The following is a 20,935-nucleotide window of genomic DNA, read 5'->3' as shown; positions in this document are numbered from 1 at the left end:
TAGTGCTCATCCCACGGAAGGTCAAGCACCGCAAGCAGCACTCCCCGAGCCGCAAGGGTGCGGCCAAGGGCGGCACGCGGGTGTCCTTCGGCGAGTTCGGCATCCAGGCTCTGGAGCCGGCCTACGTGACCAACCGGCAGATCGAGTCGGCGCGTATCGCCATCACCCGGCACATCCGCCGTGGTGGCAAGGTCTGGATCAACATCTTCCCGGACCGCCCGCTGACCAAGAAGCCGGCCGAGACCCGGATGGGTTCCGGTAAGGGTTCCCCGGAGTACTGGGTGGCCAACGTGAAGCCCGGTCGGGTGCTCTTCGAGATGAGCTTCCCGAACGAGGCCGTGGCCCGCGAGGCCCTGCGTCGCGCGATCCACAAGCTCCCGATGAAGTGCCGCATCGTCACGCGTGAGGGTGGTGAGTTCTGATGGCAGCGGGTACGACCGCCGCTGAGCTGCGTGAGCTCACCAACGAGGAGCTCGTGCTGCGTCTGAAGGAAGCCAAGGAGGAGCTGTTCAACCTCCGCTTCCAGATGGCGACCGGGCAGCTCGACAACAACCGCCGGCTGCGGACTGTCCGGCATGACATCGCCCGCATCTACACCGTGATGCGCGAGCGTGAGCTGGGCCTGTCGCAGTCGCCCGAGGGTGAGGGCGCGGCATGAGCGAGAACAACGAGAGCAACGTGCGCAACAACCGCAAGGTCCGCGAGGGCTACGTCGTGTCCGACAAGATGGACAAGACGATCGTCGTCCTGCTTGAGGACCGCAAGAAGCACCCGCTGTACGGCAAGGTCATGCGCTCCACCTCCAAGGTGAAGGCGCACGACGAGGGCAACATCGCCGGCGTCGGCGACCGTGTGCTGCTGATGGAGACCCGCCCGCTGTCGGCCACCAAGCGCTGGCGGCTCGTGGAGATCCTCGAGAAGGCCAAGTGACGACCGCGCGCGTCAGGTCGGAAATCTGGCGCGCCACCAAGGGTCAGGAGTTGACGTGATCCAGCAGGAGTCGCGACTGCGCGTCGCCGACAACACCGGTGCGAAGGAGATCCTTTGCATCCGCGTGCTCGGTGGTTCGGCGCGGCGCTACGCGGGCATCGGCGACATCATCGTCGCCACCGTCAAGGACGCCATCCCCGGCGCCGGTGTGAAGAAGGGTGACGTGGTCAAGGCCGTCGTCGTCCGCACCGCGAAGGAGAAGCGCCGTCCGGACGGCTCGTACATCCGTTTCGACGAGAACGCTGCCGTTCTGATCAAGAACGACAACGAGCCGCGGGGCACCCGCATCTTCGGGCCGGTCGGCCGTGAGCTTCGTGAGAAGAAGTTCATGAAGATCATTTCGCTCGCGCCGGAGGTGCTGTGATGAAGGTGAAGAAGGGCGACACGGTCGTCGTCATCGCCGGCAAGGACAAGGGCGCCAAGGGCAAGGTCATCCAGGCCTTCCCGCAGCAGCAGCGGGTCCTGGTCGAGGGCGTGAACCGCATCAAGAAGCACACCCGGGTCTCGCGGACCCAGCGTGGCGCCCAGTCGGGCGGCATCGTGACCCAGGAGGCCTCGATCCACGTGAGCAACGTGATGGTCGTGGACTCCGACGGCAAGCCCACCCGGGTCGGGTACCGCACGAACGACGAGGGGAAGCGCGTTCGCATTTCCCGTCGGAACGGTAAGGACATCTGAGCATGACCACGGCTGAGAAGATCGTTCCGCGGCTGAAGACCCGGTACCGCGAGGAGATCAAGCGGTCCCTGCAGGACGAGTTCGCCTACGGCAACCCGATGCAGGTGCCGGGCGTCGTCAAGGTCGTCGTGAACATGGGCGTCGGCGACGCCGCCCGCGACGGCAAGCTGATCGAGGGCGCCGTGCGCGACCTGTCGCTGATCACCGGTCAGCGGCCGGAGGTCCGGCGGGCCAAGAAGTCCATCGCGCAGTTCAAGCTGCGTGAGGGCATGCCGATCGGCGCCCGCGTGACGCTGCGTGGCGACCGGATGTGGGAGTTCCTGGACCGGCTGCTGACCATCGCGCTGCCCCGTATCCGCGACTTCCGCGGCCTGTCGGGCAAGCAGTTCGACGGCAACGGCAACTACACGTTCGGCCTGAACGAGCAGTCGATGTTCCACGAGATCGACCCCGACTCGATCGACCGCCCGCGCGGCATGGACATCACCGTCGTCACCACCGCCACCACCGACGAGGAGGGCCGGGCGCTGCTGAAGCACCTGGGCTTCCCGTTCAAGGAGCAGTGACGGGCTGTGATGGTGATCGCGGCCGTGGATCGCAACGAGGAGAACTGAGCCATGGCGAAGAAGGCGCTGATCAGCAAGGCCGCGCGTAAGCCGAAGTTCGCGGTGCGCGCCTACACCCGGTGCAACCGCTGCGGTCGTCCGCACTCGGTGTACCGCAAGTTCGGTCTCTGCCGGGTGTGCCTCCGTGAGATGGCGCACCGCGGTGAGCTGCCCGGCGTGAGCAAGTCCAGCTGGTAATCCAGCTAGGCTGAACCCTTACGCCCTGCTCCAGACCCCCACTTCGCCGTAGGCCCCTTGCCCAGGCAGAGGAACCGCGGCGAGAAAGGTTGATTAGGTCACCATGACGATGACCGACCCGATCGCAGACATGCTCACGCGTCTGCGGAACGCCAACTCGGCATACCACGACGAGGTCGTGATGCCGCACTCCAAGCTCAAGGCCAACATCGCCGAGATCCTGCAGCGCGAGGGCTACATCGCCGGCTTCCGCGCGGAGCAGGGCGACAAGGGCAGGAACCTGGTCATTGAGCTGAAGTACGGGCCGAACCGCGAGCGGAGCATCGCGGGCCTGCGGCGCGTGTCCAAGCCCGGCCTGCGGGTGTACGCCAAGTCGACCAACCTGCCCAAGGTGCTGGGCGGTCTCGGCGTGGCGATCATCTCCACGTCGTCCGGCCTGCTGACCGACCGGCAGGCCCAGAAGCAGGGCGTGGGCGGGGAAGTCCTCGCCTACGTCTGGTGAGGAAGGGGGTTACGGCATGTCGCGCATTGGAAAGCTGCCCGTCCCCGTCCCCGCCGGGGTCGACATCACCATCGACGGCCAGGTCGTGACGGTGAAGGGCCCGAAGGGCTCCCTCACCCACGTCGTGCCGGAGCCGATCGCCGTGGAGCGCGCCGAGGACGGCGGGCTGCTGGTGAAGCGGCCCGACGACGAGCGGAAGAGCCGCTCGCTGCACGGCCTGACCCGCACGCTGGTGAACAACATGGTCGTCGGTGTGACGCAGGGCTACGAGAAGAAGCTCGAGATCGTGGGCGTCGGTTACCGCGTCCAGGCCAAGGGCTCCTCGCTGGAGTTCGCGCTGGGCTTCAGCCACCCGGTGAAGGTCGACCCGCCCCAGGGCATCACCTTCGCGGTGGAGAGCCCGACCAAGTTCTCCGTGCAGGGCATCGACAAGCAGCAGGTCGGTGAGGTCGCGGCCAACATCCGCAAGATCCGCAAGCCGGAGCCCTACAAGGGCAAGGGCGTGCGCTACGCGGGCGAGAACGTTCGCCGCAAGGTCGGGAAGACGGGTAAGTGAGCATGAGCGAGACCACTGCTACCAAGCGCCGCACCGTCGGCAAGGGTGTCTCCCAGGCGCGTCGCGAGGCCCGGATCAAGCGGCACTTCCGGCTGCGGAAGAAGGTCGTCGGCACCGCGGAGCGCCCGCGCCTGGCGGTGTTCCGCTCCTCGCGGCACATCGTCGCCCAGCTGATCGACGACATCCAGGGCCACACGCTGGCCGCGGCCTCCAGCCTGGAGGCCGACGTCCGCGCGATCGACGGCGACAAGAAGGCGCGCGCGGCCAAGGTCGGCGAGCTCGTCGCCGCCAGGGCCAAGAACGCCGGCATCTCCGAGGTCGTGTTCGACCGTGGTGGCTACGAGTACCACGGCCGGATCGCGGCCCTGGCGGACGCCGCCCGCGAGGCGGGGCTGGAGTTCTGACAGTGCTGATTAAGAAGATCCAGTTCATCACCGGAAGGGACGCCTGATGCCTGGACGCATGCGTCGTGACGGCGGGGAGCGCGGCGAGCGCCGCGACCGCCGGGACGGTGGCCGCGGCGGGGCGGCCCCGGAGAAGACCCCGCACATCGAGCGCGTGGTGTCGATCAACCGCGTCGCCAAGGTCGTGAAGGGTGGCCGGCGGTTCAGCTTCACCGCGCTGGTCATCGTGGGCGACGGCGACGGCCTGGTCGGCGTCGGCTACGGCAAGGCCAAGGAGGTGCCGGCCGCGATCGCCAAGGGCGTGGAGGAGGCGAAGAAGAACTTCTTCCGCGTCCCCCGGATCGCGACCACCATCCCGCACCCGGTCGAGGCGCGGGACGCCGCTGGTCAGGTGCTGCTCCGCCCGGCCGCCCCCGGTACCGGTGTCATCGCCGGTGGCCCGGTGCGCGCCGTGCTGGAGTGCGCGGGTGTGCACGACGTGCTGAGCAAGTCGCTGGGCAGCGACAACGCGATCAACATCGTGCACGCCACCATCGCCGCGCTGAAGCAGCTGCAGCGGCCCGAGGAGGTGGCGGCCCGTCGCGGTCTGCCGCTGGAGGACGTCGCGCCGGCCGGCATGCTGCGGGCTCGCGCTGGGCAGCAGGGGGCGTGACCGGCATGGCGAAGCTGAAGATCACCCAGCTGCGCAGCACCATCGGCACCAAGCAGAACCAGCGGGAGTCGCTGCGCACCCTCGGCCTGCGGAAGATCCGCCAGTCCGTGGTGCGCGAGGACAACCCGCAGGTCCGCGGCCTGGTCCACACCGTCCGCCACCTGGTGGCGGTCGAGGAGGTTGCTGACTGATGACCATCAAGATCCACCACCTCCGGCCGGCCCCGGGGGCCAAGACCGCCAAGACCCGCGTGGGTCGTGGTGAGGGCTCCAAGGGCAAGACCGCCGGTCGCGGCACGAAGGGCACCAAGGCCCGCAAGAACGTGCCGGCGGCGTTCGAGGGTGGGCAGATGCCCATCCACATGCGGCTGCCGAAGCTCAAGGGCTTCAAGAACCGCTTCCGCACCGAGTACCAGGTCGTGAACGTCGGCGACATCGCCCGGCTGTTCCCGGAGGGCGGCGTCATCGGCGTCGCCGAGCTGGTCGCCGCCGGCGCGGTCCGCAAGGGCCAGCTGGTGAAGGTGCTGGGCGAGGGCGAGCTGGGCGTGAAGGTCGACGTGACCGCGCACGCCTTCTCGGGCAGCGCCCAGGAGAAGATCACCGCTGCCGGTGGCACCGCCACCAAGCTGTGAGCTGATCTCACTGCCGAGCGGGAGGGCCGGACGCGCAGGCGTCCGGCCCTCCCGTTTTGGCGTCCACCGCCCCTGACCTGGGACCGGGCCCGCCCGGTGCGTGCCCTTCGTCCCGACATGGGGGACTCCGATGGCGGGAATGCTTCGGCGGGGGCGGAATGAGGGGGCGGGGCTGTTAGAGTCGTCAGCACGCTTCGCCCCGTAGTGGGGCGGGCGCGTCTGGCTTGCCCGCCAGGTTGTCGACAACTAAGCCGGCACGGAAGCCGGCCCAGCCGATCGTCGGGTCCCACGAGGCTCGGCGATGCCGAGGAGGTACCGCGTGCTCAGCGCCTTCCGCTCGGCTCTTGCGACGCCAGACCTGCGTCGCAAGATCCTGTTCACGCTGGGGATCCTGGTGCTGTTCCGGCTCGGCCAGACACTGCCCTCCCCAGGCGTCTCCTACAAGAACGTCCAGGAGTGCATCAGGCTCATCGAGGGCAGCGCGAACCAGAGCGTCTACTCGCTGATCAACCTGCTCAGCGGCGGCGCGCTGCTCCAGCTCTCGGTCTTCGCGCTGGGGATCATGCCGTACATCACGGCCAGCATCATCGTGCAGCTGCTGACGGTGGTGATCCCGCGCTTCGAGCAGCTGAAGAAGGAAGGCCAGTCCGGCCAGAACAAGCTGACGCAGTACACCCGGTACCTGACCGTCGCGCTGGCCGTCCTGCAGTCCACCGGCGTGATGGCGCTGGCCGTGCGCGGGCAGCTCCTGCGCAACTGCGACACCACGACCTACCCGATCGTCCCCGACTCGTCGGTGTTCAACCTGGTGGTCATCGTCATCACGATGACCGCGGGCACCGCGATCATCATGTGGTTCGGGGAGCTGATCACCGAGCGCGGCATCGGCAACGGCATGTCCCTGCTGATGTTCACCTCGATCGCGGCCCGCCTGGTGCCCGAGGGCGGCAACATCCTGCGCACCCAGGGCGGCCTGGTCTTCGCCGTCGTGTGCGCGTTCGGCCTGGCGATCATCGCCAGCGTCATCTTCATGGAGCAGGGGCAGCGCCGGATCCCGGTGCAGTACGCGAAGCGCATGATCGGCCGCCGGATGTACGGCGGGACGTCGACCTACCTCCCGCTGAAGGTCAACCAGTCCGGCGTCATCCCGGTCATCTTCGCCTCGTCCCTGCTCTACCTGCCGCAGCTCATCTCCCAGCTCGCGGCCTCGCCGACCGGCGAGCCGTCGACCTGGAAGCGGCTGGTGGACACCTACCTGGTGGACCAGTCGAGCTGGGTGCACATCTCGCTGTACTTCCTGCTCATCATCTTCTTCGCCTACTTCTACGTCGCGATCACGTTCAACCCGGACGAGCGCGCCGACGAGATGAAGAAGTTCGGCGGCTTCATCCCGGGCATCCGGCCGGGCCGGCCGACCTCCGAGTACCTCGGGTTCGTGCTGAACCGCCTGACCCTGCCGGGGTCGCTCTACCTGGGCATCATCGCGATCCTGCCGAACTTCTTCCTGGACATGACGGGCCAGGGGCAGAACCAGAACTTCCCGTTCGGCGGCACCGCGGTGCTGATCATGGTCGGCGTCGGCCTCGACACGGTGAAGCAGATCGAGAGCCAGCTGATGCAGCGCAACTACGAAGGGTTCCTCCGCTAGTGCGACTCGTTCTCGTCGGCCCGCCGGGCGCGGGCAAGGGCACCCAGGCCGCCGTGCTGAGCGGCAAGCTCGGCATCCCGCACATCTCCACCGGTGAGCTGTTCCGGGCCCACGTGGGGGAGCAGACCCCGCTGGGGCGGGAGGCCAAGCAGTACCTCGACGCCGGTGAGCTCGTGCCGGACTCGGTCACCAACGCGATGGTGCGGGAGCGCCTCGCCGAGGCGGACGCCGCCAAGGGCTTCCTGCTCGACGGCTTCCCCCGCAACACGGCGCAGGCCGAGGTGCTGTCCGAGATCCTCGGCGAGTCCGGGGCGAGGCTGGACGCGGTGCTGGAGTTCGACGTCCCCGAGGACGTCGTGGTGGAGCGCCTGCTGGCCCGTGGCCGCTCGGACGACACCGAGGAGGTCATCCGGCGCCGGCAGCAGATCTACCGCTCGGAGACCGCCCCGCTGCTGAGCTACTACCGGGACATCCTGATCACCGTCGACGCCGTCGGTCCGGTGGACGAGATCAGCGAGCGCGCGCTCAAGGCGCTGCGCGCCGAGTCGTGAACCTGCTGGAGACGGTGGGTTCGGTGGTACGACGCGGACGCGGTATCGAGATCAAGACGACCGGCCAGCTGGAGGCCATGCGGGCCGCCGGGCTGGTCGTGGCGCGGGCGTTGGCGGCGGTGGCCGCCCACGCCCGCCCCGGCGTGAGCACCGGCGAGCTCGACGAGCTGGCGGAGCAGACCATCCGGGACGCCGGCGCGGTGCCCTCGTTCAAGGGCTACCAGGGCTTCCCGGCCTCGATCTGCGCCTCGGTGAACGAGCAGATCGTGCACGGCATCCCCAGCCGCGACCAGGTGCTCGCGGACGGGGACCTGCTGTCGGTGGACTGCGGGGCCATCCTGGAGGGCTGGCACGGCGACTCGGCGGTGACGCTGGGCGTTGGCGCGGTCAGCGAGGCCGACCAGCTGCTGTCCGAGGCGACCAGGGAGTCGATGCTGGCCGGCATCCGGGCGGTGCGCCCGGGCGGTCGGCTCACCGACATCTCGCACGCCATCGAGACCGCGGTACGCGCCTCCCGGGCCAAGGACGGCGTCGAGTACGGCATCGTCGAGGAGTACGGCGGCCACGGCATCGGCAGCAAGATGCACATGGAGCCGTTCCTGCCGAACTACGGCCGGCCGGGCAAGGGCGCGAAGCTGAAGGTGGGGATGGCGATCGCCATCGAGCCGATGCTGACCCTGGGGTCGCCGGAGACCGAGGAGCTCGACGACGAGTGGACCGTGGTCACCGTCGACGGCTCCCGGGCGGCGCACTGGGAGCACAGCGTGGCCATCACCGAGGACGGCCCCTGGGTGCTCACCGCCCCGGAGAACGAGACCGTGATCTGACGTCGGTCCGCAGGAACCTGCCGAGTGCCCGCGCCCTCCCGGCGCGGGCACTCGGCTGTTCCGGGCCGGGCGTGCCGGCTGTCCGGTTCCCCGTCCCGGCCGCGCGGGCAACTGGGAAGATCAGCGGCATGGGTGACCCGTTACACCCCGACGACATCCGGGCGTCGGACATCGACCGCAAGCTGGTGCAGGACCGCCTCCACGTGGCGCACGCCCAGGGGCTCATCGACCTCGCGGAGTTCGACGCCCGGGTGCGGACCGCCTGGGACGCCAAGACGCGTGGTGAGCTGGGCCGGGTGGTGGCGGACCTGCCGTCCCCGGCGGCGCCGCGACCGGCCAAGCCCTCGTCGGCCCGGGTGGCGATGACGGTGCTGACCCGGATCTGGCTCTCCGTGGTGGCCTTCAACGTGGCTGTCTGGGGTCTGCTCGTGCTGAGCACGGGCTGGGCCTACCCGTGGTGGATCTGGTTCGCCGCACCCGGCGCCGTCCTCGGCGTCCTGTGGTGGAGCGGCGTCGGCCGCGACAACGAGCGCTGAGGGTCAACTCGGGCACTCCGTCCGTCAAAGGCGGTGGAACCCTCACCCACACGGATGATGCCGGGATCGACTCGGCGTCCCTGCTTCCCAGCGTGACCAGAATTCGGCTGTGCCTGTCGTGGTGTTGCGGAGGCCCAGCTCACGAGTGTTGTCGGGGGCGTTGTGACGGCGTGGCACGTCCTGCGTTGTCTGATCCGGATCGGGCCTCGCGAGGTGTTGCGGGAGGTGCTGGCGGCCGAGTTCCCGTGGCTTCGGCACCTCCCGGCTGAGGGGCGTGACGAGTTCGTCGACGTGTTCACTGCCGCTGAGACGGCGCGGTGGACCCTGTTGGGACAGCTGATCCACGAGCGGAAGGCGACCGCGGCGGTGCATGCGGATCCCGTGCTCCATGCCGCCCTCACCAGATCCGTCGACGCGGAGGAAGGTGGCCAGGTCCCCCCGCCGGCGGCGGACCACGAGCGCGCTGGGGAGCCGGGTTCGAGGAGTTCGTCGTGCCCGTGCCGGGGAGCGCAGGTTCGGTGAGTCCCGCGCCGGCCTGTGGCGTCGCTGCCATGGGCGTTGTGTTTCGTAACGGTGTTACTTACCGTGGTGGGCGACGTTCGGACTGTGGGGAGGCGGTCATGGAGCGCGATGGCATGCGGGCGTCGGACGACGACCGGAAGAAGGTGGTCGACCGGCTGGAGCGGGCGCACGCCGAGGGGCGGATCGACCTGGTCGAGTTCGACCAGCGGGTGCGGGACGTCTGGGCGTCACGCAGCTACGGCGAGCTGGAGCGGTTGACGAAGGACCTGCCGGCGCCCGCGGCGGCGGCCGATGTCGCCCGGAAGGGTGATGCGGCCGCGGTGGAGCCGGCGGTCCCCAGTCGGGGCGCGTTCCGGTCCAGCCTCGCGGCCTGGGCGGGGGTCAGCCTGGTCAACGTGGGGATCTGGGCGTCGGTGAGCGTCAGCAGTGGTCACTTCGTGTACCCGTGGTGGCTCTGGGTCGCTGGACCGTGGGGCGTCGCCCTCCTGGTGAGCTACGTCGCGGGTCGGGGTCGCTCACGTTCCGAGCACCCCGGCGCGTCCGCTTGACGCCTGGTGACGCCGGTCCCCCTGGTTTGAAGCGCTCCGGAGGGTGTGCCTACACTGGTGTGTCGGCGCGTACTTCGCGCCGGTTCCGCCGTGCGCGTGTGCACCAGCATTTCGTGGCGATTATCGGAGCCGGGGCGTCGTGCGCCCACCGCCTGGTCGGGTCATCCGGATCCGCCCGAGCGTGACCGTACTCGCACCGTCACGAAACGCGGAGGACATGGGCAAGAAAGACGGGGCCATCGAGGTCGAGGGCCGCGTGATCGAGCCGCTCCCCAACGCGATGTTCCGCGTCGAGCTGGAGAACGGCCACAAGGTCCTGGCGCACATCAGCGGCAAGATGCGGCAGCACTACATCCGCATCCTGCCGGAGGACCGGGTAGTCGTGGAGCTCTCGCCCTACGACCTGTCCCGCGGCCGCATCGTCTACCGCTACAAGTGACCTCCACGGTGCCCGGGCCGCGAGGCTCGGGCACGCGGCCGAGCAGGAGAGCACGACCGTGAAGGTCCAGCCGAGCGTCAAGAAGATCTGCGACAAGTGCAAGGTGATCCGCCGTCACGGCCGGGTCATGGTGATCTGCGAGAACCTGCGCCACAAGCAGCGTCAGGGCTGATCGCCGCCTCGTCCGTCGCAGGGCGAAGACGCGACAAAACGAAATCTCCCCGTACCTGTCGGACGCCGTGTCCCCCGGACACCGAGCCGGCGCGGTCCGTCCGAGAACGACGCGGACGGACCGTGACACACACGGGTCCAATCCACCCCCGGTCTCCAGGCCGGGGCCCGGGAGGCCGCCCACGCCAGCGGGCGGACGTCGTCGACTTCGACGAGCCAGTCCCCTCCCGGGGCGGGCGGGGAGCAGACCTGGAGCCAAGAGAAGGAGAACGCGCCGTATGGCACGGCTCGCTGGCGTCGACCTCCCCCGCGAGAAGCGGATGGAGATCGCGCTGACCTACATCTACGGCATCGGCCGTACCCGCTCGAAGGAGATCCTGACCGGGACCGGCATCAGCCCGGACCTGCGCGCCAGGGACCTCAGTGACGAGGACGTCACCAGGCTGCGGGACTTCATCGAGAACAACTTCAAGGTCGAGGGTGACCTCCGCCGCGAGGTGGCCGCCGACATCCGCCGCAAGGTGGAGATCGGCTGCTACGAGGGCCTGCGGCACCGTCGTGGCCTGCCCGTGCGTGGTCAGCGGACCAAGACCAACGCCCGCACCCGCAAGGGCCCGAAGAAGACGGTCGCCGGCAAGAAGAAGGCCGGCAAGAAGTAAGCCGCCTCGCGTCAGCTAGGAGAGCATCGAAGCAATGCCACCCAAGTCCCGCACCGGCGCCGGGGTCAAGAAGGTCCGGCGCAAGGAAAAGAAGAACGTCACTCACGGTCACGCTCACATCAAGAGCACGTTCAACAACACCATCGTGTCCATCACGGACCCGACGGGCAACGTGATCTCCTGGGCGTCCGCCGGCCACGTCGGGTTCAAGGGCTCCCGGAAGTCCACCCCGTTCGCCGCGCAGATGGCCGCCGAGAACGCCGCGCGCAAGGCCGCCGAGCACGGCATGCGCAAGGTCGACGTGTTCGTGAAGGGCCCGGGGTCCGGCCGCGAGACCGCCATCCGGTCGCTGCAGGCCGCTGGCCTCGAGGTCGGCACCATCCAGGACGTGACCCCGCAGCCGCACAACGGCTGCCGGCCGCCCAAGCGGCGCCGGGTCTGAGGCCAGGGGGAGGACTAACTACCAATGGCTCGTTACACCGGACCCATCACCCGCAAGTCGCGCCGGCTGAAGGTCGACCTGGTCGGCGGTGACCAGGCCTTCGAGCGTCGCCCCTACCCGCCCGGCCAGCACGGCCGCGCGCGGACCAAGGAGAGCGAGTACCTGCTCCAGAAGCAGGAGAAGCAGAAGGCCCGCTTCACCTACGGCGTCCTGGAGCGCCAGTTCCGCCGGTACTACGAGGAGGCCGTGCGCCGCCCCGGCAAGACCGGTGAGAACCTGCTCCAGATCCTGGAGTCCCGCCTGGACAACGTGGTCTACCGCGCCGGCCTCGCCCGGACCCGGCGGCAGGCCCGTCAGCTCGTGTCGCACGGGCACTTCCTGGTCAACGGCCAGAAGGTGAACATCCCGAGCTTCCGGGTGTCGCAGTACGACATCATCGACGTGAAGCCGAAGTCGCTGAACACGCTGCCGTTCGTGGCCGCCAAGGAGGCCATGGGCGACCGCCCGGTGCCGGCCTGGCTGCAGGTCGTGCCCTCGGCCCTGCGTGTCCTGGTGCACCAGCTCCCGCTCCGCGCGCAGATCGACGTGCCGGTGCAGGAGCAGCTCATCGTCGAGCTCTACTCGAAGTGATCCAGCCCGGGGGAGGCGGCCGGGGCGCGGGAACCCCGCTCCCGCGCCGCCTCCCCCGGCGCCGGGGTCGGCGGCGACACGCCGGATGTGTCGACCGCCTCGCCGGCCCCGGTCCCGCGGCGCACGCGCCACGGGACCGGCCGGCGCGCCATCCCCGTCGGCGTCATATGGCGGGCGCCGGTAGGAAAGGAAACCGACAGTGCTCATCTCCCAGCGACCCACGCTGACCGAGGAGCCGGTCAACGAGACCCGCTCCCGGTTCGTCATCGAGCCGCTCGAGCCGGGCTTCGGCTACACGCTCGGCAACTCCCTGCGGCGCACCCTGCTGTCCTCGATCCCGGGCGCGGCGGTGACCAGCATCCGCATCGACGGCGTGCTGCACGAGTTCACCACCGTGCCGGGCGTCAAGGAGGACGTCACCGACATCATCCTCAACCTCAAGGAGCTCGTGGTCAGCTCCGAGGAGGACGAGCCGGTGACCATGTACCTGCGCAAGCAGGGGCCCGGTGAGGTCACCGCGGGCGACATCGTGCCGCCGGCCGGTGTCACCGTGCACAACCCGGACCTGCACATCGCCACCCTGAACGCCAAGGGCAAGCTGGAGATCGAGCTCGTCGTCGAGCGTGGTCGCGGCTACGTCCCGGCCGTGCAGAACAAGCAGGCCGGCGCCGAGATCGGCCGGATCCCGGTCGACTCGATCTACTCGCCGGTGCTCAAGGTGACCTACAAGGTCGAGGCCACCCGTGTCGAGCAGCGGACCGACTTCGACAAGCTGATCCTCGACGTCGAGACCAAGCCGTCGATCACCCCGCGGGACGCGCTGGCCTCGGCCGGCAAGACCCTGGTCGAGCTGTTCGGCCTGGCCCGCGAGCTGAACGTGGACGCCGAGGGCATCGAGATCGGCCCGTCGCCGGCCGAGGCGGACACCATCGCCGCGTTCGCGATGCCGATCGAGGACCTCGACCTGACGGTGCGCTCCTACAACTGCCTCAAGCGGGAGGGCATCCACACCGTCGGCGAGCTGGTCTCGCGCAGCGAGGCCGACCTGCTCGACATTCGCAACTTCGGTGCGAAGTCGATCGACGAGGTCAAGATGAAGCTGGCCGGCCTTGGCCTGGCGCTCAAGGACAGCCCGCCCGGCTTCGACCCGACCGCCGCCGCCGCCGAGTACCCCAGCGAGGGGTGGGCGGTCGGCGCCGAGCACGGCAACGACGACGGCCAGGACTACGCAGAGACGGAGCAGCTCTGACGCGTTGACCAGCTCCCCGCCCTCCTGGGCGGGGAGCCGGTCGGGCGGGAGACCTCCAGGAAGCAAGAGGAGCAACCGATGCCCAAGCCCACCAAGGGCGCCCGTCTCGGCGGGTCGCCGGCCCACGAGCGGCTGCTGCTGGCCAACCTGGCCACCTCGCTGTTCGAGCACGGCCGGATCCAGACGACCGAGGCCAAGGCGAAGCGGCTCAAGCCGTTGGCGGAGCGGCTGATCACCAAGGCCAAGCGCGGCGACCTGCACAACCGCCGCGAGGTGCTGAAGGTCATCCGCAACAAGGACGTGCTGCACAAGCTGTTCGCCGAGATCGCTCCGCTCTTCGCCGAGCGGGACGGCGGCTACACCCGCATCATCAAGACGATGCCGCGCAAGGGCGACAACGCCAAGATGGCGGTCATCGAGCTGGTGCGGGAGCGGACCGTGACCGCCGAGGCGGAGCAGGCGCGCGGCACCCAGTTCGCCAAGGACGCCGAGACCGAGACCCCGGCCAAGGCCGAGGAGACCGGTGCCGAGGTCCAGGCCGACGAGGCCGGCGCCGAGGCCAAGGCCGACGAGAAGGCCGCCGAGAAGAAGGACGAGTCCTGACGAACTCGCCCGACCGCACCGGAGCTGTGCGTCCCGAGCCCGCCACCCCCACCGGGGGTGGCGGGCTCGTCCGCACGCGGGACGAGGCCGCGGGGACGCGCCGGTGGGCCGAGGAGCCCGCGGCGGCGAGGGTCCGCGTCCGACTGGACCTGGCCTACGACGGCACGGACTTCTCCGGGTGGGCCAAGCAACCGGGGCGGCGCACCGTCCAGGGTGAACTCGAGGCGGCGCTGTCCCGCCTGCTGCGCACCGACGTGGGGCTGACCGTCGCCGGCCGCACCGACGCCGGTGTGCACGCGAACGGCCAGACCGCGCACGCCGACGTGCCCGCCGAGTCCGAAGTGGACGATTTGGCGCGGCGGCTCAACCGGCTGCTACCGGACGACGTGCGGGTGTTCTCGGTCGTCCGCGCGTCGGAGGGCTTCGACGCCCGCTTCTCCGCGCTGCGCCGGCACTACGAGTACCGGGTGTGCGACGCGCCGTGGGGCGTCGAGCCGTCCCTGCGGCGGCACGTCCTGGGGTGGCCCCGCCCGCTCGACGACGCGGCGATGAACGCGGCGTCCGCGCTGATGCTCGGCGAGCACGACTTCGTGGCCTTCTGCCGGCGGCGGGAGGGCGCGACCACCGTCCGGGAGCTGCAGCGGTTCGAGTGGGTCAGGGACGGGCACTTCCTCACGGCGTTCGTGTCGGCCGACGCGTTCTGCCACTCGATGGTGCGGAGCCTGGTCGGCGCCCTGCTCTCCGTCGGTGAGGCCCGCCGGCCGACCGACTGGCCGGCCGCCCTGCTGCGCGCGACGGAGCGGGCCAACGGCGTCACCGTCGCCCCGGCGCACGGGCTCACGCTCGTCGGCGTCGACTACCCGGCCGACGCCGAGCTGGCGGCGCGCGCCGAGGCCACCCGCCGGCTTCGCGTCCCCGACGCGTCGTGCCGGGACCTCGGCGAACCGGGTGGCGCGCGGACGTGACGCCCGGGCTTGGCGCGTCCGAGCGTCACGTCCTGTGGGCGCCGGGTCAGGTCAGGCCGGGCCCGGCGGTGTTGGCGCCGGCAGTGCTGGTGCCGTCGGTGCTGGTGCCAGCAGGGGCACGGTCGTCAGAGCACGGTCGTCAGGGCACGCCGATCACAGGCTGACGGACCAGCTGTCGAGGTACCCGGTGTCCTGCTGGTAGAGGTCCTTCACCTGGAGCTTCCAGGTGCCGTCACGGTTCTCCGCCGAGAGGTCCACCGTGTAGGTCTCGTTGACGTCCTTCGCCGAGTCCCACGAGGTCGACTGCTTGAGGTTCTTCACCGCGCCGCCCGGCGTGACCAGGTCGATCACCAGGTCGCCCCGGTAGCTGTGCTTGATGTGCACCTCCACCTTCGCGGCGGCAGGAGCCCGGCCCGCGCAGCCGGTCACCGTGATCTCGCTGCTCACCGTCGAGCCGCCGTCCGGGATCTGGACGTCGGTGGTGTTGGTCTTGCTGCACTTCGGCCCCGGGTCGCCGCCGGGGGCGGAGTAGAGCAGCTTGTTCGGGGTGCCCCGGCCGGGGCTCTTGACGACGTCCGGGGTGGACTCGCCCACCAGCTTGTCGCTCACCTGCTGGGGAGTGGCCGACGGGTCGGCCGCGAGCACCAGGGCGGACACGCCGGCCACGTGCGGGGTGGCCATCGAGGTGCCGCTGATGGTGTTCGTGGCGTCGTCGCCGGTGTGCCACGCCGACGTGATGCCGACCCCGGGCGCGAAGAGGTCCACGCAGGTGCCGATGTTGGCCCACCTCGGCTTGGTGTCGGCCTTGTCGGTCGCGCTGACCGTGATGGCCTCCTTGGTGCGGGCCGGCGTGACCGTGCACGCGTCCTGGGCGTTGCCGGCCGCGTCGCCGTTGCCGGCGGCGACCGCGTAGGTGACGCCGGAGGCGATCGACTTGCGGACGGCGTCGTCGGTCGCGCTGGACGCGCCGCCGCCGAGGCTCATGTTCGCCACGGCCGGCTTGACCGCGTTGGCGGTGACCCAGTCGATCCCGGCGATGACGCCGGCGAAGCTGCCGGAGCCCTGGCAGTTGAGCACCCGGACCGCCCACAGCGTGACGCCCTTGGCGACCCCGTGCTCCGTGCCGCCCACCGTGCCGGCCACGTGCGTGCCGTGGCCGTTGCAGTCGGTGGCGTCGTTGTCGTTGTCGACCGTGTCGCGACCGTGCTTGGCGCGGCCGCCGAAGTCGGTGTGGGTGGTGCGGATACCGGTGTCGATGATGTACGCGTTGACGCCGCTGCCGTCGTTCCCGTACGAGTACTTGTTGTCCAGCGGGAGGTTCCGCTGGTCGATCCGGTCCAGGCCCCACGACGGCGGGTCGTCCTGGTCAGTGCTCGCGCGGACCACCTGGTCCTGCTCGACGTAGGCGACCAGGGGATCGGCGGCCAGGCGCCGGGCCTGCTTCTCGCTCATGGCGGCGGCGTAGCCGTGGAGGGCCGAGCGGTAGGTGTGCGTGACGGCTCCACCGTGCCTGGCGACAAGGCCGTCGACCGTCGCCTGCAGCGACTGGGCGGAGACCCGGTCGTTCCGCAACACGACGATGTAGCTGTCCTTGACGGGCTCGGCGGCTCCCGCCGCTCGGATGACGCCCTCGTCGGCGCCGGCGGGTAATGATCCACTGAGAGTGACGGCAACCGCGGCTGCGGTCGCCGCGCCGAGCCCGACTGATCTCCGGGCGGCGCGCATGATCCATTCCATGGCTGTGCTCCCTCAGGCAGGGGTGCGCATCGGTTGGTTCAACCGGGCGCGGTCTGGGGAATGACTCGTCCATGGGGACGTCTTCCCAGGATATGGTCCCCTGACCTGGGCAAACAGTCATTGAAAACGGCGTGGGCCCGTGGTACCACAAAGAATTGTCGCCCGTTCGGAAACTGGGCTTTTCGGGCTAGTCCGCTGATCCGCGCGCAGCGTGCCGGGTGCGGTGGAACGGGGGGATCGGCGACCGCGGTGTTCGGAGAACGAGACGGGGCGCCACCCCAAAAGGTGACGCCCCGTGATCACCGATGGTGACGGAGGAGCTCAGTCCCCCAGCCGCACCGGCCCGAGGATCTGCTGCTCCCGCGCGTTGCTGATCAGTCGCAGCGGCTGCCACAGGTTGGCGCCCAACGCCACAACCGCGTCGTTCTTCATCGTGGCGAGCTGCTGCACGTGCTGCGGCCCGAGCCGCCAGGTGCGGGCGGCCATCTGCGCCTGCCCCATCGGCATCCGCTGGAGCAGCACCAGGTCCGCGGTGTTCGCCACGGCCATCGCGTTCGGGTGCAGGTACGGCAGCACGTACACCGTGGTCTGCCACGCCGACCGCGGCGGGAACATCTCCTGCGGCGCAGCGCCGCCGTCGTGGATCACCAGCAGCGGGCCGTCCTCGGTTGCCCTGGGCAGCTCCACCGGGACGAGCCGGCGGATCTGCACCAGCGGCACCGCTCCGCCGTCGGGGCGCTGCCCGGCGGCCCGCGCCAGCACCTGCCACGCCTGCGGCCGGCCGGTCGCCACGATCACCCAGGCGCCGGTCGCCATCGCCCGCAGCGCGAGCTGCCTGGCCAGGTACAACCCGCCCACCATCACGATCCGGGTGGGCTCGGCGCGCAGGATCGACATGCTCAGCGGCTCGCCCTGCGGGGTGGCGCCGAGCATCATCCCGCCCCGGTCGCCGGACGGGCTGACCGCGTCCAGCGCCTCGGGCGAGACCAGGAACTCCGGCGCGACCCCACCGGCCCCGCCCTGGTTCTCCAACCGCGTCCGGCTCACCCGGCACCTCCCATCGGCAGCGTCGCCGAGAGCCCGGCGGCCTGCAGGCCCCGCAGCGGCGTCAACGAGACGCCGAGCCGGTCGCCGAGTTGCTGGAGCTGGCCGTCGGCGGCGTCGAGCTCGCTCGGCGTCCGCGCGCTCACCCGGACCAGGCCGCGCAACCCCACCTGGCCGTCCTCGCCGCTGGGCGCCAGCGACAGCGCCACGGTGGAGGACAACGCGCGCACGCCAGTCAACGCGTTGAGGCTCTCCGCCGGTCGGCTCGGCCAACCGGTGATCGCGTAGCTCGCGTGGCCGATGCCGCCCGCGGTCACCCCGGCCCACCGCTCCCGCAGCGTCACCGAGGACTTCGACCCGAGCGCGGCGGTCAGCTCTCCCGCGGAGATGCCCGCGCGCAGCAGCTCGTCGACGTCCAGCGGGCGGGTGGGGATGCCGCGCTCGTTCAGGGCGCTGCGTACGCGGGACAGGGCGCCGATCAACGCGCGGTGCGCGCCGACCACGCCGCCGCCGCGCTCCCGCACGGCCGCGGGGCAGCGCCGCGGGTCGAGGCGCACCGCGATCCACGTGGTGCGGCGCGCCGCGGCCGGAAGCTGGCCCAGCACCTCCAGGTAGGAGGCCAACGCGGGGGAGTTCGGCGGCAGGGCCGCGCTGCCGGGGTAGCAGTGCCAGATCACCTGGATCGCGTCCAGCACGGTGCCCCGGTCCTCCAGGCACGGCGCGAGCACGCTCAGCGGCAGGTTCGGCGCCGTGCCGACCCGGCCGACCATGGGCTGCGGGGTGTCGACCAGCAGCACGGCGGTCCAGGTGCCCTCGTGCCAGGCCAGCCCGACCTGCCGGCGCTCGTGGTCGGTGCCGTGCGCGACCACGAGGTCGGGCACGGCCAGCCGGAGCACGGCGACCCTCGGGTCCTCCGGGCCGGTCACCGCCTCGTCGTCGGCCCGCTCCCCGGTCGCGGCCGGAGCCGCGGCCGCCACCTCGGCCGGGCGGACCACCCTGGCGTGCGAGCGGAAGGTGTAGCGCAGGGTCAGCCCGACCCACTGGGTGAACCAGCGGCCGCGCCAGCGGATGAACGCCACGACGAGGGCGATCAGCAGCACGGCGGCCGAGACCGGCCACAGGGCGGAGTTCGCCGCGAGCAGCAGGAGCCCGAGCGCCAGCCCGACCTCGATCACCACGAGGTTGACGACCGGCAACGCGCCCAGGCTCGCGCCCATCGTGCGCCGGCGGGCGCGCATGGCGGCGCGCATCGCGTTCACGGCCGCGGCCGGCCCCGGCGGGGCGGGGCGTGATGTGGTCACGGACATCCGTTCGGTCTCTCCCCCTCGCTCCCTTCGCGCCGGCACGGGTCAGTCGGGTTCGGTGTCGGCGCGGGCGACTGCTCTGGTGCGGCCGGCGTCCGGCCCGGAATCCGGTTCGGTCGAACCGGACCCGGACGTCGAACCGGCCGGCTATCCTGCGGAACCGTATCGCGGACGGGAGAGCTGCAGGCCGAGAATGCCCTCAACACCCACGACGAAGTCCCAGGTTCAGGCGTATCGATTCGTGCTCCGCCGCATGGAGTCCGCGCTCACGCGCAAGGACGCCGTGATGCTGCACGAGCCGATGCGCACCCACCAACGTGCTCTCGCCGCCGGCGCCCTGCTGGCGGTGGTCGGCGTGCTCGGCTTCCTCATCTTCGGCGTGCTCAAGCCGAAGGGCAGCCTGCCCAAGGAGGGCGGCATCGTCATCAGCAAGCAGACCGGCGCCGTCTACGTGGTCGCCGGCAACCCGCAGCAGCTGATCCCGACGCCGAACATCGCCTCGGCCAAGTTGTTGCTGATGGCGCGCGCCCAGAAGGGCGGACAGGGCGGCGGCCCGGCCGGCGCCGGTCCCGGACCGGGTGGCGGCGACCCCATCGTCGTCGACGAGACCGCGCTGCAGAACACCCCGAAGGGGCCGCTGACCGGCATGCCGGGCGCCCCGGAGATGCTGCCCACCCACGCCGACCAGCAGGCCGTCCCGGTGTGGTCGGTCTGCGACGAGCTGCGGACCGACCCGACCGCGCCGCAGGAGAAGAAGCCGGACGTCGAGACGACGGCGTTGATCGGCGTCGAGCAGACGATCGACCCGCTCGGGGACAACCGCGTGGTCCTCGTGCGGGCGAGCAACGGCCAGCACTACCTGCTCTACACGAACAAGAAGGACCGCAGGACCGTCGTCCGCGGCCTGATCGACGTGGCGAACCAGCAGGTGATGAGCGCGCTGCGGCTGACCAACGTGGAGCCGCGGCCGATCAGCACCGCCCTGCTCAACACGATTCCCGAGGTGGGCAGGGTCGAGGCGCCGGCCATCCCCGGGCAGAACGGCGAGCCCAACTTCTCCATCCGCGGCGCGAAGGTCGGCAACGTGGTCCGGGCCTACCGCACCGGGCAGGCCGAGGAGTACTTCGTCGTGCTCAGGGACGGTGTGCAGCAGGTGCCGCAGGCCGTCGCCGAGCTGATCCGGTACTCCGACCCGAAGACCGGCGCCGTCAAGCCGATCGACGTGCCGCCGGCCGACGTGGCCAAGACCGCGCCGGACGCGCAGAAGCTGAAGATCGACGACCTGCCCGTGGTGACGCCGGAGAAGGCGCTCGGCGTGGCCGAGGCCCCGGTGACCTGCCTGCGGTGGAGCGGCAAGGACGGCAAGCCGGAGACCTCGGTGACCGTCGGCCGCCGCGTGCCGCTGCCGGACAAGATGCGGCCGGTCAAGCTCGCCCAGTACAAGTTGGACAACCTGGAGAACATCGACCTGGCGTTCATGCCGCCCGGCAAGGGTGCGGTGGTCCGCAGCGTGAACACGCAGATGGACGTCGCCTCCGGGCCGATCTCGGTGGTCTCCGACCGCGGCGTGCGCTACGGCGTGCCCAGCGAGGAGATCGCCAAGGGGCTCGGGCTCGGCGAGAAGTACGCGCCGGCGCCGCAGTCGATCCTGCAGTTGCTGCCCAACGGGCCGGCGTTGGACCCGGCGATGGCCGACCGGATCTACGACAGCCTGCCGGTCGACCAGAGCGCGCCGAAGGCCGAGCTGCCCCCCGGCGAGCAGCAGGGCGGCCAGGCCAACGGCCAGCAGGGCACCGGCCAGACCGGGAAGTGAGACCGGGCGGCCCGGCGACCGTCCACTCGCG

At 70.5% G+C, this 20,935-nt stretch carries 30 protein-coding genes; 27 read left to right on the top strand and 3 right to left on the bottom strand.

Going from position 1 to position 20,935, the window contains the following annotated elements:
• The first annotated feature begins 2 nt into the window (after positions 1-2).
• The 26 genes from rplP to truA all read left to right on the top strand — a co-directional run bounded on the left by rplP (position 3) and on the right by truA (position 15,006).
• Positions 3-422: a 50S ribosomal protein L16 gene (gene rplP / locus BUE43_RS00425; RefSeq protein ID WP_073479334.1), complete on the top strand. Its 420-nt coding sequence runs from the start codon at positions 3-5 to the stop codon at positions 420-422.
• Positions 422-658: a 50S ribosomal protein L29 gene (gene rpmC / locus BUE43_RS00420; RefSeq protein WP_073479333.1), complete on the top strand. Its 237-nt coding sequence runs from the start codon at positions 422-424 to the stop codon at positions 656-658. The genes rplP and rpmC overlap by 1 nt, the downstream gene beginning before the upstream one ends.
• Entirely contained in the window at positions 655-930 is a 276-nt protein-coding gene (gene rpsQ, locus BUE43_RS00415; protein ID WP_073479332.1) for a 30S ribosomal protein S17, read from the top strand. The genes rpmC and rpsQ overlap by 4 nt, the downstream gene beginning before the upstream one ends.
• Before the next feature lie 55 nt (positions 931-985).
• A complete protein-coding gene (gene rplN / locus BUE43_RS00410; RefSeq protein ID WP_073479331.1) occupies positions 986-1,354 on the top strand; it encodes a 50S ribosomal protein L14 in 369 nt (122 codons plus the stop codon).
• Positions 1,354-1,668 carry a 50S ribosomal protein L24 gene (gene rplX / locus BUE43_RS00405; RefSeq protein ID WP_073479330.1) on the top strand — a complete coding sequence of 105 codons (315 nt, stop codon included), beginning with the start codon at positions 1,354-1,356 and terminating at the stop codon, positions 1,666-1,668. The genes rplN and rplX overlap by 1 nt, the downstream gene beginning before the upstream one ends.
• A gap of 2 nt (positions 1,669-1,670) precedes the next feature.
• Positions 1,671-2,234 (top strand): 50S ribosomal protein L5, encoded by a 564-nt coding sequence (rplE, locus tag BUE43_RS00400; RefSeq protein ID WP_073479329.1) that lies wholly within the window; start codon positions 1,671-1,673, stop codon positions 2,232-2,234.
• Positions 2,235-2,285: 51 nt separating this feature from the next.
• Entirely contained in the window at positions 2,286-2,471 is a 186-nt protein-coding gene (locus BUE43_RS00395) for a type Z 30S ribosomal protein S14 (protein ID WP_073479328.1), read from the top strand.
• A 103-nt stretch (positions 2,472-2,574) separates the two neighbouring features.
• Entirely contained in the window at positions 2,575-2,973 is a 399-nt protein-coding gene (rpsH, locus tag BUE43_RS00390; protein WP_073479327.1) for a 30S ribosomal protein S8, read from the top strand.
• A gap of 16 nt (positions 2,974-2,989) precedes the next feature.
• Positions 2,990-3,529, top strand: coding sequence for a 50S ribosomal protein L6 (rplF, locus tag BUE43_RS00385; RefSeq protein ID WP_073479326.1), 540 nt, complete (start codon positions 2,990-2,992; stop codon positions 3,527-3,529).
• A 2-nt stretch (positions 3,530-3,531) separates the two neighbouring features.
• The gene (rplR, locus tag BUE43_RS00380; RefSeq protein ID WP_073479325.1) at positions 3,532-3,933 is read left to right on the top strand and encodes a 50S ribosomal protein L18; all 402 of its coding nucleotides are present in this window, start codon (positions 3,532-3,534) and stop codon (positions 3,931-3,933) included.
• A 46-nt stretch (positions 3,934-3,979) separates the two neighbouring features.
• The gene (gene rpsE, locus BUE43_RS00375) at positions 3,980-4,585 is read left to right on the top strand and encodes a 30S ribosomal protein S5 (protein ID WP_073479324.1); all 606 of its coding nucleotides are present in this window, start codon (positions 3,980-3,982) and stop codon (positions 4,583-4,585) included.
• Positions 4,586-4,590: 5 nt separating this feature from the next.
• Positions 4,591-4,776, top strand: coding sequence for a 50S ribosomal protein L30 (gene rpmD / locus BUE43_RS00370; RefSeq protein ID WP_073479323.1), 186 nt, complete (start codon positions 4,591-4,593; stop codon positions 4,774-4,776).
• Entirely contained in the window at positions 4,776-5,216 is a 441-nt protein-coding gene (gene rplO / locus BUE43_RS00365; RefSeq protein WP_073479322.1) for a 50S ribosomal protein L15, read from the top strand. The genes rpmD and rplO overlap by 1 nt, the downstream gene beginning before the upstream one ends.
• Positions 5,217-5,535: 319 nt before the next feature.
• On the top strand, positions 5,536-6,864 hold the full coding sequence (gene secY, locus BUE43_RS00360) for a preprotein translocase subunit SecY (RefSeq protein ID WP_073479321.1): 1,329 nt from the start codon (positions 5,536-5,538) through the stop codon (positions 6,862-6,864).
• Complete coding sequence (locus BUE43_RS00355) at positions 6,864-7,415, top strand: adenylate kinase (RefSeq protein WP_073479320.1); 552 nt, start codon at positions 6,864-6,866, stop codon at positions 7,413-7,415. The genes secY and BUE43_RS00355 overlap by 1 nt, the downstream gene beginning before the upstream one ends.
• A gap of 23 nt (positions 7,416-7,438) precedes the next feature.
• The gene (map, locus tag BUE43_RS00350) at positions 7,439-8,242 is read left to right on the top strand and encodes a type I methionyl aminopeptidase (RefSeq protein WP_073480134.1); all 804 of its coding nucleotides are present in this window, start codon (positions 7,439-7,441) and stop codon (positions 8,240-8,242) included.
• A gap of 128 nt (positions 8,243-8,370) precedes the next feature.
• Positions 8,371-8,778: a DUF1707 SHOCT-like domain-containing protein gene (locus BUE43_RS00345; protein ID WP_073479319.1), complete on the top strand. Its 408-nt coding sequence runs from the start codon at positions 8,371-8,373 to the stop codon at positions 8,776-8,778.
• A gap of 620 nt (positions 8,779-9,398) precedes the next feature.
• The gene (locus BUE43_RS00335) at positions 9,399-9,848 is read left to right on the top strand and encodes a DUF1707 SHOCT-like domain-containing protein (RefSeq protein WP_073479317.1); all 450 of its coding nucleotides are present in this window, start codon (positions 9,399-9,401) and stop codon (positions 9,846-9,848) included.
• A gap of 217 nt (positions 9,849-10,065) precedes the next feature.
• A complete protein-coding gene (gene infA / locus BUE43_RS00330; RefSeq protein ID WP_009948665.1) occupies positions 10,066-10,287 on the top strand; it encodes a translation initiation factor IF-1 in 222 nt (73 codons plus the stop codon).
• Between the two features lie 58 nt (positions 10,288-10,345).
• Positions 10,346-10,459, top strand: a complete 114-nt coding sequence (rpmJ, locus tag BUE43_RS00325) for a 50S ribosomal protein L36 (protein ID WP_010148647.1) — start codon at positions 10,346-10,348, stop codon at positions 10,457-10,459.
• A gap of 277 nt (positions 10,460-10,736) precedes the next feature.
• Complete coding sequence (rpsM, locus tag BUE43_RS00320; protein WP_073479316.1) at positions 10,737-11,117, top strand: 30S ribosomal protein S13; 381 nt, start codon at positions 10,737-10,739, stop codon at positions 11,115-11,117.
• 34 nt (positions 11,118-11,151) lie between these two features.
• Positions 11,152-11,559, top strand: coding sequence for a 30S ribosomal protein S11 (gene rpsK, locus BUE43_RS00315; protein ID WP_073479315.1), 408 nt, complete (start codon positions 11,152-11,154; stop codon positions 11,557-11,559).
• A gap of 24 nt (positions 11,560-11,583) precedes the next feature.
• On the top strand, positions 11,584-12,189 hold the full coding sequence (gene rpsD / locus BUE43_RS00310; protein ID WP_073479314.1) for a 30S ribosomal protein S4: 606 nt from the start codon (positions 11,584-11,586) through the stop codon (positions 12,187-12,189).
• 199 nt (positions 12,190-12,388) lie between these two features.
• The gene (locus tag BUE43_RS00305) at positions 12,389-13,438 is read left to right on the top strand and encodes a DNA-directed RNA polymerase subunit alpha (protein ID WP_073479313.1); all 1,050 of its coding nucleotides are present in this window, start codon (positions 12,389-12,391) and stop codon (positions 13,436-13,438) included.
• A 78-nt stretch (positions 13,439-13,516) separates the two neighbouring features.
• Positions 13,517-14,041, top strand: coding sequence for a 50S ribosomal protein L17 (gene rplQ / locus BUE43_RS00300; RefSeq protein ID WP_073479312.1), 525 nt, complete (start codon positions 13,517-13,519; stop codon positions 14,039-14,041).
• Between the two features lie 26 nt (positions 14,042-14,067).
• Positions 14,068-15,006: a tRNA pseudouridine(38-40) synthase TruA gene (gene truA / locus BUE43_RS00295; protein WP_407697071.1), complete on the top strand. Its 939-nt coding sequence runs from the start codon at positions 14,068-14,070 to the stop codon at positions 15,004-15,006.
• A 153-nt stretch (positions 15,007-15,159) separates the two neighbouring features.
• On the opposite strand, the gene BUE43_RS00290 is transcribed toward truA, so the two are convergent.
• The 3 genes from BUE43_RS00290 to eccE all read right to left on the bottom strand — a co-directional run bounded on the left by BUE43_RS00290 (position 15,160) and on the right by eccE (position 19,037).
• Positions 15,160-16,743: a S8 family peptidase gene (locus BUE43_RS00290; RefSeq protein WP_200797332.1), complete on the bottom strand. Its 1,584-nt coding sequence runs from the start codon at positions 16,741-16,743 to the stop codon at positions 15,160-15,162.
• A gap of 321 nt (positions 16,744-17,064) precedes the next feature.
• Positions 17,065-17,790, bottom strand: coding sequence for a hypothetical protein (locus BUE43_RS00285; RefSeq protein ID WP_200797331.1), 726 nt, complete (start codon positions 17,788-17,790; stop codon positions 17,065-17,067).
• Positions 17,787-19,037, bottom strand: coding sequence for a type VII secretion protein EccE (gene eccE, locus BUE43_RS00280; protein WP_073480130.1), 1,251 nt, complete (start codon positions 19,035-19,037; stop codon positions 17,787-17,789). Before eccE ends, BUE43_RS00285 begins: the two co-directional genes overlap by 4 nt.
• On the opposite strand from eccE, the gene eccB reads away from it, so the two are divergent.
• Complete coding sequence (eccB, locus tag BUE43_RS00275) at positions 19,024-20,904, top strand: type VII secretion protein EccB (protein WP_143173881.1); 1,881 nt, start codon at positions 19,024-19,026, stop codon at positions 20,902-20,904. The genes eccE and eccB overlap by 14 nt on opposite strands.
• Positions 20,905-20,935 lie beyond the last annotated feature (31 nt).

This window comes from Streptoalloteichus hindustanus (assembly GCF_900129375.1).
GTDB classification, from domain to species: domain Bacteria; phylum Actinomycetota; class Actinomycetes; order Mycobacteriales; family Pseudonocardiaceae; genus Streptoalloteichus; species Streptoalloteichus hindustanus.
Note: the sequence above shows the minus strand (reverse complement) of the source record. Positions and strands in the feature narration are given on the sequence as shown.